The following is a 12933-nucleotide window of genomic DNA, read 5'->3' as shown; positions in this document are numbered from 1 at the left end:
TAACGGATAGCACGAAGGGTGTTATCATACCTTAACTCCACCGTATTCAGTTAGGGCATATCATGCAAAAGAATGAGAATAATTTAATTTGGATCGATTTAGAAATGACCGGCCTCGATCCTATTCGTGATCGTATTATTGAAATCGCGACCATTGTGACTGACAGTAACCTGAATATCTTGGCTGAAGGCCCTGTTATCGCGGTACATCAAACCGAAGAGCAGTTAGCATTGATGGATGAGTGGAATGTAAACACCCATACTAATAGCGGCTTAGTAGAGCGCATTCGTAAAAGTTCCATTAATGAGCGTGAAGCAGAGCTGGCGACCATTGAGTTTTTAGAAAAATGGGTACCAAAAGGGGCATCGCCTATCTGTGGGAACAGCGTAGGGCAAGACCGCCGTTTCTTATTTAATTATATGCCAGAGTTAGAAAGCTATTTTCACTACCGTTATCTTGATGTGAGTACATTAAAAGAGTTAGCTCGCCGCTGGAAACCTGAGATCCTCGCCGGATTCTCAAAGAAAAATACCCACCAAGCGCTGGATGATATCCGTGAATCAATTGCTGAGCTGGTATATTACCGAGAAATGTTTATTAAATAGCCTTGCTATCAGGGTGAGTTGGTTTTTCTCAAAAAATCAACTTCTCTCTCGGTATTTATTGTAATGCGATTTGCATTACATTTGTCATTACGACAATCTTTGTTAAATTACTTTGAAAGTTGGAGAAAGTGATGTCAACAATTCAGATTAGAGTCGATGAACAATTAAAAAAAGAAGCCTATCAAGCCTTAGAAAATTTAAATTTATCGCCATCAGATGCGCTTAGATTGTTTTTACGATACGTCGCAGAGAATAAGAAGCTTCCCTTTGCGGAGGTTTCTGTTGTTGTGAGTGACAATGATGATGATGAAGATATTCTGGCTGTCGTTCGTGAGCGTTTGAAAAAACCAGCAAAACGAATCAGAGTGAATTTGGATGATTTATAATATTGATTTCGATGAACGAGCGTTAAAGGAATGGCAGAAGCTTGGTAGTGATATTCGAGAACAATTCAAAAAGAAACTGAAAAAATTACAAAGTAGTCCCTATAAAATAGTCCCTATGTGGAATCAAGCCGCTTACAAGGGGATTTATCTGGGTGCTATAAAATCAAATTACGGGCATCAGGTTACCGTTTAGTGTATCAAGTTATTGATTCTGAAATTGTTATTCTAGTTATCTCAGTAGGTAAGCGAGAAGCGGGCAAAGCTTACACAGCGGCAAATTCAAGAGTTGCGAAAGAGATAAAGCCATAGTCGTTATAAATATGGCTGCGCAAATTAACAAGCTTAACACCTTGAAATGCTTATTTAACAAACGGCGACGACAAAATCATCACTATGATTGTTTTATCATCAAACGAACAAAAAAATAAAAAATTTGAGTTCAAACGCTTGCTAGTATCTTAATTTCTCGTATAATGCGCTCCCCGTACCGATGAAGTTTTTATGATTTTATTGGCACGATTAAGGCACCAAGAATTGGTTATGCGGGAATAGCTCAGTTGGTAGAGCACGACCTTGCCAAGGTCGGGGTCGCGAGTTCGAGTCTCGTTTCCCGCTCCAAACTTTCTTGATGTTTTAGCTACAGCACTATTTTCGGAATGCGGGAATAGCTCAGTTGGTAGAGCACGACCTTGCCAAGGTCGGGGTCGCGAGTTCGAGTCTCGTTTCCCGCTCCAAACTTTCTTAGTGTTTTAGCAAATGCAGTACCCACCAAATGCGGGAATAGCTCAGTTGGTAGAGCACGACCTTGCCAAGGTCGGGGTCGCGAGTTCGAGTCTCGTTTCCCGCTCCAAATTTTCTCTCTCAATCTTCTCAATTATTCTTTTTATATTCCCCTCTAATAGACATTCTATCAAATACTGGTTTTGTGCTTATGCATTAATATTTATTAGCATTTTAATGTTCATACTTTATACAAAAGTAACTTTTATCTCTCTTGTTCACGATCCTTTTATTATTTATGATCTTTTTAGGATCCAAGTGAGTTTTTTGCTTGCATTCATAGGCGGAGAGCCATAGAATAGCCACCCCTTAGCAATAGGGCATCCTATAAGAACTTCAGCCAAAATGGCAAACGTTCGAGTAAAAGGTAAAAAATCCTATTTTTACCTTTTCAGTTAAAATTTATTCTTAACCTGACTTTTTGATAACTTTACTTTAATTAGTTAGCTAAAATTCGGCGTTTTTTATTATTTCTTTTCATGAGAAAGTTATCCACAACCTGAGTGGGATTAGATTCAATTTATCCTAAGCAGAAATACTTTGCTGCACAGAGTTATCCACAGGTTAGTTATTGGTTAATTTTTTATTATCACAAAATGAATATTATTGATTTTAATTTTAATTGATTGAAATTAAAGTGAAAAACTATTTATTCAAAATGTGCTTAGCACAACTTGCAAATCCTTTACCTATTGTCGGCTAAGCATTTTTTTATTTTATTCACATCGGTTTGACAATTGATAGATCAGGATATAAGGCTGGTTTTTTTTTAGGCGTCCCGAGGTAAACCTTTAGTAATTGCCCGAACAAGACGTTTTTGTTGCGAAGTTTGAATTGTGACTTGGTTTTCTTCTCGGCGCTTGAGTTGTTGGCTAATCGACCATTGGAAGTGCTCGTCTAGCATAGAGTTGATCCCAAGACGGTTCTGTAATGCGAGGACAATATTATCTTGATAGGGTGCATTACCTAAAGCGACGCTGATATTACGTAGCCATTTTATATAGCCGATACGGCGGATTGCCGATCCTTCCGTAATACGAAGAAATTTTGCTTCGTCCCATGAAAAAAGATCTAATAGCTCTGGCGTATGCAATGCGGCTCTAGGGCTGAAGTCTTCCTCATCAGTTAACTGAGAAAAGCGATTCCACGGGCAGATAAGTTGGCAGTCATCACAGCCATAAATCCGGTTACCCATTAAAGGGCGAAACTCTTCGGGGATCGCGCTATCGAGCTCAATGGTTAGATAGGAAATACAGCGCCTTGCATCAACAGTGTAAGGCTCTACAATTGCACCCGTTGGGCAAGTTGTCATACAGGCAACGCAGCGCCCGCATTGCTCTTCAACAGGTTGATCTATGGGGAGAGGGAGATTGACTAGCAATTCGCCAAGGAAAAACCATGATCCTGAATGTTGGTTGAGTACCAATGAATGTTTGCCCGTCCAACCTAAACCTGCTTTGACAGCAAGAGGGCGTTCAAGAATAGGGGCTGAGTCAACAAAGGGGCGAAAATTCAGGTCATCGGAGCATTCAAACTGACTGCAATACTCGAGGATCCGATCACTAAGCACTTTTAAGCGTTTTTTTAATAGCTTATGATAATCGCGGCCAAGGGCGTAGCGGCTGACATAACCTAGCTCTGGATTGTTTAGCGTGCTGGCAAAAGCTGCTTTTGCGGGTAAGTAGTTCATTCGAACACTAATGACGCGCAATGTGCCGGGATGTAATTCATGGGGTCTCGCCCGCATCATACCGTGGCGCTTCATCCACTCCATTTCTCCATGATATTGTTTATCCAGCCATGCCTGGAGCTTGGGTTCTTCAAGGGTAAGATCCGTATCGCAAATACCGACTTGTTGAAAGCCAGCATCAATGCCCCATTGTTTAATATTTTGGGCAAGAAGGTCGAGATCGAGGCGTGTGGACATGGGAAATATCTAGGTAAAAGTGGATTCGCAGGCACTCTAACACGATCATTGGATTTGTCAAAATCCACGGATCGCGTTGACTCGATCTTGCTCGGAAATTTCCGATCTCGATGTTCCAACCATGTTAAATAACACAAATAGATCTGCTTGAGTTAAAATAGGCGTTAATATCAATATTGAATAAATTTTATCATTATAATTGGCTTCACTAACTATGAAAGAACGTACAGTACAACTTGCTAATGAAGAGCAAACAGTCGCGCTTGGGCGCACGATCGCTATGGCCTGTAAGCAAGGTGCGGTCATTAACCTGTATGGTGATTTGGGCGCAGGGAAAACCACATTTAGTCGTGGATTTTTACAAGCATTGGGTCATCAAGGTCATGTAAAAAGCCCAACCTATACACTCGTTGAGCCTTATGAATTAGAGGATAGACACGTTTTTCACTTTGATCTGTATCGCTTAGCCGATCCTGAAGAACTTGAGTTTATGGGGATCCGCGACTATTTTTCAGACAACTCAGTCTGTTTAGTGGAATGGCCACAGAAGGGTGAAGGCTTCTTACCTGAAGCGGATCTGGAGATCCATTTAACCTATCAAGATGAAGGGCGTCAGGCTCGGGTTGTCGCTTTTTCGGCAACGGGAGAGTCATTATTGGAAGCGTTAACGGTATTCTAAGGAACATATAGCTCATGATGAATGCATCGATGAACAGAATAGCTACCAAGGGTATTTTTTCTCTTTTCTTATTATTATTGATGATGTTTGTTCTGGCTCTGATGACATCAACAGCCAAAGCTGCTTCTCTCTCTAATATTCAAGTTAGTAATAGCCCTTCACAGGCGCAAGTGACATTAACATTTGTTGATGGAAAGCCTGATTATTCCTACTTCCCGCTGCACTCTCCTGAACGCTTAGTGATTGATGTTCGGCAACGTGGTGAAATTATTGGTCTGCCGCTTAAACTTCCTAAAGGGGATTTAGTGAAGCAAGTACGTGCAAGCCAAGCACCAGATAGCCAGCACAAACGTATTGTCCTTGAACTTTCTCAAGTAGCGAAGACTAAAGCGAGTGTTCAGCAGGTTTCAGGTCAATACCAAGTTGTTTTTACTGTATCAACAGGTAAAGGACAGACACCAAATTCATATAATAATACCGTGATGCCAGCCCTGCCGACGGCAACGCCATCTGCACGTAATTCGCAGCCCGTTCAGCCGTCGCAAGAAAAACCCTTAAAAATGAATACACCAGCGGCGCCTTCATCGACCACGTCAACCACACCATCAACCCCAGCAACACCAACCAAAACCTTGCCAAAAGGTACTAAGCAGGTAGTGATTGCGATTGATGCGGGCCATGGTGGAAAAGACCCAGGGGCGATTGGTAAAAACGGTTATAAAGAAAAAGACGTGACACTGAGTGTGGCGCGTAAACTATATCAAAAACTGGATGCGGATCCGATGTTTAAGCCTGTAATGACAAGGGATGGAGACTATTTTATTTCCGTCAGTGGTCGTTCAGACGTGGCTCGTAAGAAAGGCGCCAACATGCTGGTTTCTATTCACGCTGACTCAGCACCAAACAGTAGCGCTCGCGGAGCATCCGTTTGGGTGCTATCTAACCGCCGAGCAAACAGTGAATTAGGTAGCTGGTTGGAGCAGCGTGAAAAACAATCTGAGCTTCTTGGTGGGGCGGGTGACGCGCTCAGTGGTGCAGATCCGTATTTAAGCCAAGCGGTATTGGATTTACAGTTTGGACACTCACAACGCGTGGGTTACGATGTTGCAGTTCATGTCATTCAGCAGCTTAGAAAAATTGGTAATATTCATAAGAAATCACCAGAACACGCTAGCCTTGGAGTACTGCGTTCTCCCGATATTCCATCCATCTTAGTGGAAACCGGGTTTATCAGTAATACATCCGAAGAGCAGCTACTGAAGTCCAATGATTATCAAGAAAAAGTGGCTGATGGTATTCACCGAGGGTTACGTCAGTACTTTTTAGCGAATCCGCTGCAAGCAGCGCCAAAATAAGTGAATTAGGTTATGGCAATCCAGATCCTTTCTCCTCAATTAGCGAACCAAATAGCGGCGGGTGAGGTAGTCGAAAGACCCGCCTCCGTGGTTAAAGAGTTAGTCGAAAATAGCCTTGATTCAGGGGCAACTCGCATCGATATCGAGATTGAGCGAGGGGGAGAAAAGCTGATCCGTATTCGGGATAATGGCTGTGGCATCAACAAAGATGAGTTGATCCTCGCTTTAGCGCGCCATGCCACCAGTAAAATTGCGACATTAGATGATCTCGAAGCTATTATGAGCATGGGATTCCGTGGAGAAGCCCTTGCCAGTATTAGCTCTGTTTCTCGCCTAACATTAACTTCCAAACCCGCAGAGCAGACTGAGGCATGGCAATCTTATGCAGAAGGCCGTGACATGCAGGTGACGGTAAAACCCGCAGCCCATCCAAATGGCACAACGGTGGAAGTGCTCGATCTTTTTTACAATACGCCTGCTCGTCGTAAATTTATGCGCACAGAGAAAACTGAGTTTGGGCATATTGATGAAATCGTACGCCGAATTGCACTTTCGCGCCCTGATGTGACGATTAATTTGTCACACAATGGCAAATTGGTTAAGCAGTATCGTGCAGCGCAAGATGCCAATCAGCAAGAGCGCCGTTTAGGCTCAATCTGCGGAACGGGTTTTATGCAAGGCGCGTTAGCGCTTTCATGGGAACACAGTGATTTAGGGATCAAAGGCTGGGTGGTTGCACCATCAACGACGTCGAGTGGAGTCAGTGATATTCAGTATTGCTACGTGAATGGTCGTATGATGCGCGACAAGCTGATCAACCATGCTATTCGCCAAGCTTATGAAGGTCATTTGGATGAGAATCAACAACCCGCTTATGTGTTGTATTTGACCATCGATCCAAAGCAAGTGGATGTGAACGTCCATCCCGCTAAACATGAAGTGCGTTTTCACCAAGCCAGATTAGTGCATGATTTTATCTATCAAGCGGTACGCGCTGTATTGCTTAATGCGCTGACGGAAAATGAGCTTCCGGGAATAGACTCTGTATCCAACGAAGTTGAAAACCGGGCATCAGCAGGGGATAACTACTTTGCTTCTCCTGCTTCTCCTGCTTCACTGGAAACAGGAAAATCACAAGGATCTCCGCGGAATCATGCTCAAGAGCCTTCACTTTCTTATGGTGAGCCTCGAAATGAATCAGTAACAGGCAAAAATCGCTCTTTTGCTTCAGGCAATGCAGGCAAATCCAGTCCAATACCAAACTATAGCCGCTCAGAATCAAACTACAGTCGCTCAGAATCAAACTACAGTCGCTCAGAGCCAAGCTATGAACGTAAAGCCGGGGAGCTGTATCAACGTTTGATGTCAATTCCCGTTGCTCCTGAAGATAAAAAATCGTTATTCCCAGAAAGAAAGCCGTTGAGTGTCAGCCCTGTAGATAGCCAATCTGTCGCGAAAAGTGCGGATAACTACCAATTCGGTAAAGTATTGACAATTTACGCAAAAAACTTTGCATTAATTGAGTCTTCATTAGGGATAATCCTGTTATCCTTGAATGAAGCGAATTACTTACTCAAGCTGGCTCAATTAACGCCAGAAAATGGTGGATTAAAACCTCAACCGTTGTTAATTCCCTTAAAATTGTCACTAAAAAGTGACGAAATAGAGGTTTTGCAACGTTATAAGGAACAATTGACACTATTTGGTATCGATGCTTCGATATTTCATGGAAAAGTAACAATTCATACGGTATCGTTACCGCTAAGAACGCAAAATTTATCGCAGCTTTTTTCTGATTTAATCGTATTTTTGTCGACAAAAGAAAGTGTCACGAATGAAAACATCGTACAATGGCTTGCAAATGCGATTTTACAGACAAAAACCGAAGAAAGTTGGAGTTTGGCGCAGGCAGTTCAATTACTGGCTGATGTTGAGCGGATTTGTCCGCAGTGGGTTACAAATCCACCGCCAACATTATTACAATTAATTAATTTACAACCTGTGGTAGCTACACTAACAAATGAGTGATTTAGTAACTCAACAAAAACCAAATGCCATCTTCTTAATGGGGCCAACGGCCTCGGGTAAAACGGCATTAGCCATTGAATTACGCAAGCATTTGCCTGTGGAGATTATTAGTGTCGATTCGGCATTGATTTATCGAGGAATGGATATTGGTACCGCGAAGCCTAATAAAGAAGAGCTTAGCCAAGCCCCTCACCGCTTGATTGATATTCTCGATCCCTCTCAGCCTTATTCTGCGGCGGACTTTCGTCGCGACGCATTAAATGTAATGGATGAAATTACGTCTCAAGGTAAAATTCCATTATTAGTTGGCGGCACCATGCTCTATTTTAAAGCCTTACTAGAAGGCTTATCACCGCTGCCATCGGCTTCTCCAGAAGTTCGTGAGGTAATAGAGAACATAGCACAAGAACAAGGTTGGGCTGAGGTACATCGTCGTTTAGCTGAGGTAGATCCCGTCTCTGCGGCACGTATTCATCCTAATGATCCACAAAGATTATCCCGAGCTTTAGAGGTATATCTCATTTCGGGACAAACTTTGACTGAAATGACTCAAACAGCAGGCACGGAATTGCCTTATAATGTGTTTCAGTTTGCTATTGAGCCACAAGATCGTAAAATTTTACATGAGCGTATCGAACAACGTTTTCGCTTAATGCTAGAAGCAGGGTTTGAAGACGAAGTGAAAGCGCTATACCAACGAGGCGATCTCCATGTTGATTTACCTTCCATTCGTTGCGTAGGTTATCGGCAGATGTGGTCTTATCTCGATGGTGAAATAGATTATGATGAAATGGTTTATCGAGGGATTTGTGCGACGCGCCAATTGGCTAAACGGCAGATCACTTGGTTGAGAAGCTGGGACAATGTTCATCGGTTAGATAGTGAACAACCTCAGCAAGCGCTTGACACCGTTATACAGGTTATTAGTGCATAGGGCTATTCTTTGTGTACAATTAAAGCGTTAAGCGTAATTTTTGAGTAGTAATTTTTAGGAATCGTAAGATTCTCATTTAAAAAACAACAAAATAAGGAAAACATAGAATGGCTAAGGGGCAATCTTTGCAAGATCCGTTCCTGAACGCATTACGTCGTGAAAGGGTTCCGGTCTCTATTTATTTAGTTAATGGTATTAAATTGCAAGGTCAAATCGAATCTTTTGACCAATTTGTTATTTTGCTGAAAAACACAGTAAGCCAGATGGTTTATAAACACGCTATCTCTACTGTTGTTCCAGCACGCCCTGTTTCTCATCATAGCGGTACTGGTACTGCTGGCGCTAGCAATAGTAACTACCACGGTGGTGCTTCTGCTGGTCAAGATGGCGAATCAGCTGAGTAAGATTGTACGCTAAAACAAGGAAAGCATGGGTAGGGAGACTATACCTGTGTCTTTCCTTTGCAATTATTGTTTAACCTAAGAGGTTACACTTTGTTTGATAGGTATGAAGGCGGTGAACTAGCTGTACTGGTTCATGTCTTTTTTGATCAAGAAAAAGATATTGATAATTTAGCAGAATTTGAGTCCTTAGTGACGTCTGCTGGCGTTAAACCTGTACAAATAGTGACTGGCAGCCGTAAGGCTCCTCACCCAAAATTTTTCGTTGGGGAAGGGAAAGCTGAAGAAATCGCTGAAGCCGTCGAAGCTAGTGGTGCGGATGTGGTGCTATTTAACCACACACTTAGCCCTGCACAAGAGCGTAATCTCGAACGGGTTTGCCAATGTAAGGTCGTTGATCGTACAGGGGTAATCTTAGATATATTTGCACAACGTGCGCGTACGCATGAAGGTAAACTTCAAGTTGAATTAGCTCAATTACGGCATTTATCCACTCGCTTAGTGAGGGGATGGACGCACCTTGAGCGACAAAAAGGCGGGATTGGTTTACGTGGTCCTGGTGAAACTCAGCTTGAAACTGACCGTCGATTACTTAGAGATAAAATCAAACAGATTTTATCTCGTCTAGGACGAGTCGAAAAACAGCGTGAGCAAGGTCGTCAATCAAGAAGTAAAGCAGATATTCCAACTGTTTCCTTGGTGGGCTACACCAACGCCGGAAAATCCAGTTTATTTAATCGGATGACGTCGGCAGATGTTTACGCGGCAGACCAACTGTTTGCTACGTTAGATCCTACTTTGCGTCGTATCGATGTTGATGATGTAGGAACTGTCGTATTAGCGGACACTGTGGGTTTTATTCGCCACCTTCCACATGATCTGGTTGCTGCATTTAAAGCAACTCTGCAAGAAACGCGTGAAGCCACTTTACTGCTCCATGTGATTGATGCAGTTGATGTCCGACTGGATGAAAATATCCAAGCAGTTGACAGTGTGCTGGAAGAAATCGAAGCAAATGAGATCCCCACACTTTTAGTAATGAACAAAGTTGATATGCTCGACGATTTTGTCCCGCGTATTGACAGAGATGAGGATAACAAGCCTGTTCGTGTCTGGGTTTCAGCGCAAACAGGTGAAGGTATCCCTTTGTTGCTTCAAGCATTAACGGAATGCCTTTCAGGTGAGATCGCACATTTTGAATTGCGTTTACCGCCGAATGAAGGTCGCTTACGGAGTCGTTTTTATCAACTTCAATCCATCGAACGTGAATGGCAAGAAGAAGACGGCACTATTGGACTTGAGGTGCGTATGCCAATGGTGGATTGGCGACGTTTATGCAAGCAAGAGCAACAATTACCTAACTATGTTGTTTGAAAATGACGTTAAAACAGTTAGTTGACTGAATTAACCGCAACGTAGTTAGGCAATGGAATTGATATTAAGAGCCCAATATCCTCGACTTGATTCAAGACATCCTCGGGTGAAATGAATGATGAGAAATATCGCTCTTAGCCCTAAAAATCAATCATAAAGAATGGAGCTAAAACATGGCGTGGAATCAGCCCGGTAATGACGGACAAGACCGCGATCCGTGGGGAAGCGGCAATAAAGGCAGCAACTCTGGCGGGAACAAAGGTGGTCGGAAACCTGGGGCTTATGATCTCGACGATCTCTTTCGTAAAATAGGCAGCAAGCTTGGCGGCGGCGGTAATAAAGGCGGCGGTGAAGGCAATAACAAACAGCCATCACAGCTGAGTGGTCGTTTAGGTATGTTAGCAATTGCTGCGGTTGTCGTAGTATGGGCAGGCTCAGGCTTCTATACCATTAAAGAAAGTGACCGTGGCGTAGTATTACGTTTTGGTGAATATAGTGGTGTTGTCGGACCTGGTCTGAACTGGAAACCAACGTTTATCGATCAAGTCGTTCCTGTGAACGTTGAAACCGTTCGCGAGCAAGCGACTAACGGTATGATGCTGACATCAGATGAAAACGTGATCCGCGTTGAAATGAACGTTCAGTACCGTGTTACCGATCCTGCTCAATACCTGTTTAGTGTGACTAATCCTGATAACAGCCTGCGTCAAGCGCTGGATAGTGCGGTACGTGGTGTTATTGGTCAATCTGCCATGGAGCAAGTATTGACTACGAATCGAGCCTTTATCCGTGATGTTACGCAGAAAGAGCTAGAAGCAACGATTGCACCATACAAGATGGGTATTACCCTGCTGGACGTCAACTTCCAAGCGGCTCGTCCGCCTGAAGATGTTAAAGCGGCGTTTGATGATGTAATTTCCGCAAGGGAAGAAGAACAAAAAACAATTCGTGAAGCGCATGCTTACCGAAATGAAGTTCTTCCTCTCGCGAAAGGTAACGCACAACGTATGATCGAAGAAGCTGAAGCTTACAAGGCGAGCGTCGTCTTTAAAGCAGAGGGTGAGGTCGCAAGCTTTGCGAAAATGTTACCTGAATATCGCGCTGCACCAGAAATTACCCGCGAACGTTTGTACATCGAAACGATGGAACGCGTATTAGCCAATACACGTAAAGTGATTGCTAATGATAAGAGCAACAGCATGTTAGTACTGCCGTTGGATCAAATCATGCGTGGTGGGACGGGCAATACGACTGCGGCACCAAAAGTGAATCAGTCAGCAAGAATGACGAACTCAACGAACAATTCATCTTCTACGAGTTCAGCACCTGCGCAGCCAAACAATCCTGTGCGTGGTGATGCAGTTAGAGTAGGGAGACAATAATCATGCGTAAGTCATTTATTTTTGTAGTGATTGCTGTTTTAGCGGTAGCCTACGCATCAATCTTTATTGTTCCTCAAACTGAGCGCGGTATTGTATTACGCTTTGGTAAGGTTTTACGTGATTCTGAGAATAAACCTATCGTTTATGAACCGGGTCTGCATTTCAAAGTTCCATTTATTGAAACTGTGAAGATGCTAGATGCACGTATTCAAACGTTAGAAATTCAAGCTGACCGTTACCTGACTAGCGAAAACAAAGACTTAATGGTGGATTCATACCTGAAATGGCGTGTCACTGACTTCAGCCGTTACTATGTAGCGACTGGCGGCGGTAATCCATTCCAAGCAGAAACCCTGTTAAAGCGTAAGTTCAGTGACCGTTTACGTTCTGAGTTTGGTCGTTTAAGCGTTAAAGACATCATCACTGACTCTCGTGGTCGTTTAACTGTTGATGTTCGTGATGCACTGAACAAAGGTACCGCAACCGACGAAGCAACCAAAGACGCTGATGCTGCAATTGCAGATGCAGCGGCTCGTGTTGAAAAAGAAACTAACCTTAAGCCTCTGGTTGTGAACGCAAACAGTATGGCGGCGTTAGGTATCGAAGTGGTTGACGTGCGTATCAAACGTATTGAATTACCAAATGAAGTTTCTGAAGCCATCTATGCACGTATGCGTGCAGAGCGTGAAGCGGTAGCGCGTCAGCACCGTTCACAAGGTCAAGAAGAAGCAACTAAAATTCGTGCGGTAGCGGATAAGACAGTAACAGAAACACTGGCAGAATCAGAGCGTACGGCACTGACCCTGCGAGGTGAAGGTGATGCAATGGCAACGAAACTGTTTGCCGATGCATTCAACCAAGACCCAGAGTTTTATGCCTTTATTCGTAGCCTACGTGCTTATGAGCAGAGCTTCAAGACCGGTGATGATGTGATGGTGCTTAGCCCAGACACTGATTTCTTCCGCTTTATGAAGGCGCCAACTAAGCTGCGTTCAACGGATTAAATGATAAACAGCTTAAGTTACGTGCAACGAGCTTAAATTACTGTTAATCTAATAAAGAAAAGCCCGCTTCGGTGGGCT

12 protein-coding genes and 3 tRNA genes are annotated in these 12933 nt (G+C 43.3%); 14 read left to right on the top strand and 1 reads right to left on the bottom strand.

The window, feature by feature from the left end:
• The first annotated feature begins 62 nt into the window (after positions 1-62).
• The 6 genes from orn to LDO51_RS04845 all read left to right on the top strand — a co-directional run bounded on the left by orn (position 63) and on the right by LDO51_RS04845 (position 1841).
• Positions 63-605, top strand: a complete 543-nt coding sequence (gene orn, locus LDO51_RS04870; protein ID WP_225576556.1) for an oligoribonuclease — start codon at positions 63-65, stop codon at positions 603-605.
• 131 nt (positions 606-736) lie between these two features.
• Positions 737-991, top strand: coding sequence for a type II toxin-antitoxin system RelB/DinJ family antitoxin (locus LDO51_RS04865; RefSeq protein ID WP_211886837.1), 255 nt, complete (start codon positions 737-739; stop codon positions 989-991).
• Positions 992-1108: 117 nt separating this feature from the next.
• On the top strand, positions 1109-1300 hold the full coding sequence (locus tag LDO51_RS19875; protein ID WP_423810960.1) for a type II toxin-antitoxin system RelE family toxin: 192 nt from the start codon (positions 1109-1111) through the stop codon (positions 1298-1300).
• Between the two features lie 233 nt (positions 1301-1533).
• Positions 1534-1609, top strand: a tRNA-Gly gene (locus LDO51_RS04855).
• Positions 1610-1649: 40 nt separating this feature from the next.
• Positions 1650-1725, top strand: a tRNA-Gly gene (locus LDO51_RS04850).
• 40 nt (positions 1726-1765) lie between these two features.
• Positions 1766-1841, top strand: a tRNA-Gly gene (locus LDO51_RS04845).
• 699 nt (positions 1842-2540) lie between these two features.
• Here the strand turns inward: LDO51_RS04845 and queG are convergent.
• Positions 2541-3698: a tRNA epoxyqueuosine(34) reductase QueG gene (queG, locus tag LDO51_RS04840; RefSeq protein ID WP_225576555.1), complete on the bottom strand. Its 1158-nt coding sequence runs from the start codon at positions 3696-3698 to the stop codon at positions 2541-2543.
• Positions 3699-3912: 214 nt separating this feature from the next.
• Between queG and tsaE the strand changes: the two genes are divergently transcribed.
• The 8 genes from tsaE (at position 3913) to hflC (ending at position 12855) form a co-directional block, all read left to right on the top strand.
• On the top strand, positions 3913-4377 hold the full coding sequence (gene tsaE / locus LDO51_RS04835) for a tRNA (adenosine(37)-N6)-threonylcarbamoyltransferase complex ATPase subunit type 1 TsaE (RefSeq protein WP_225576554.1): 465 nt from the start codon (positions 3913-3915) through the stop codon (positions 4375-4377).
• Positions 4378-4391: 14 nt separating this feature from the next.
• A complete protein-coding gene (gene amiB, locus LDO51_RS04830; RefSeq protein ID WP_225576553.1) occupies positions 4392-5732 on the top strand; it encodes an N-acetylmuramoyl-L-alanine amidase AmiB in 1341 nt (446 codons plus the stop codon).
• A 12-nt stretch (positions 5733-5744) separates the two neighbouring features.
• A complete protein-coding gene (gene mutL / locus LDO51_RS04825; RefSeq protein WP_225576552.1) occupies positions 5745-7760 on the top strand; it encodes a DNA mismatch repair endonuclease MutL in 2016 nt (671 codons plus the stop codon).
• Entirely contained in the window at positions 7753-8694 is a 942-nt protein-coding gene (gene miaA, locus LDO51_RS04820; protein ID WP_225576551.1) for a tRNA (adenosine(37)-N6)-dimethylallyltransferase MiaA, read from the top strand. Before mutL ends, miaA begins: the two co-directional genes overlap by 8 nt.
• A 107-nt stretch (positions 8695-8801) precedes the next feature.
• Entirely contained in the window at positions 8802-9098 is a 297-nt protein-coding gene (hfq, locus tag LDO51_RS04815) for an RNA chaperone Hfq (RefSeq protein ID WP_225576550.1), read from the top strand.
• Positions 9099-9188: 90 nt separating this feature from the next.
• Complete coding sequence (gene hflX, locus LDO51_RS04810; RefSeq protein ID WP_132496335.1) at positions 9189-10469, top strand: ribosome rescue GTPase HflX; 1281 nt, start codon at positions 9189-9191, stop codon at positions 10467-10469.
• A 173-nt stretch (positions 10470-10642) separates the two neighbouring features.
• Positions 10643-11851, top strand: coding sequence for an FtsH protease activity modulator HflK (hflK, locus tag LDO51_RS04805; RefSeq protein ID WP_225576549.1), 1209 nt, complete (start codon positions 10643-10645; stop codon positions 11849-11851).
• Positions 11852-11853: 2 nt separating this feature from the next.
• Positions 11854-12855, top strand: a complete 1002-nt coding sequence (hflC, locus tag LDO51_RS04800) for a protease modulator HflC (protein ID WP_225576548.1) — start codon at positions 11854-11856, stop codon at positions 12853-12855.
• The last annotated feature ends 78 nt before the right edge of the window (positions 12856-12933 follow it).

The sequence above is a fragment of the Providencia alcalifaciens genome (assembly GCF_020271745.1).
GTDB lineage: Bacteria > Pseudomonadota > Gammaproteobacteria > Enterobacterales > Enterobacteriaceae > Providencia > Providencia alcalifaciens_B.
Note: the sequence above shows the minus strand (reverse complement) of the source record. Positions and strands in the feature narration are given on the sequence as shown.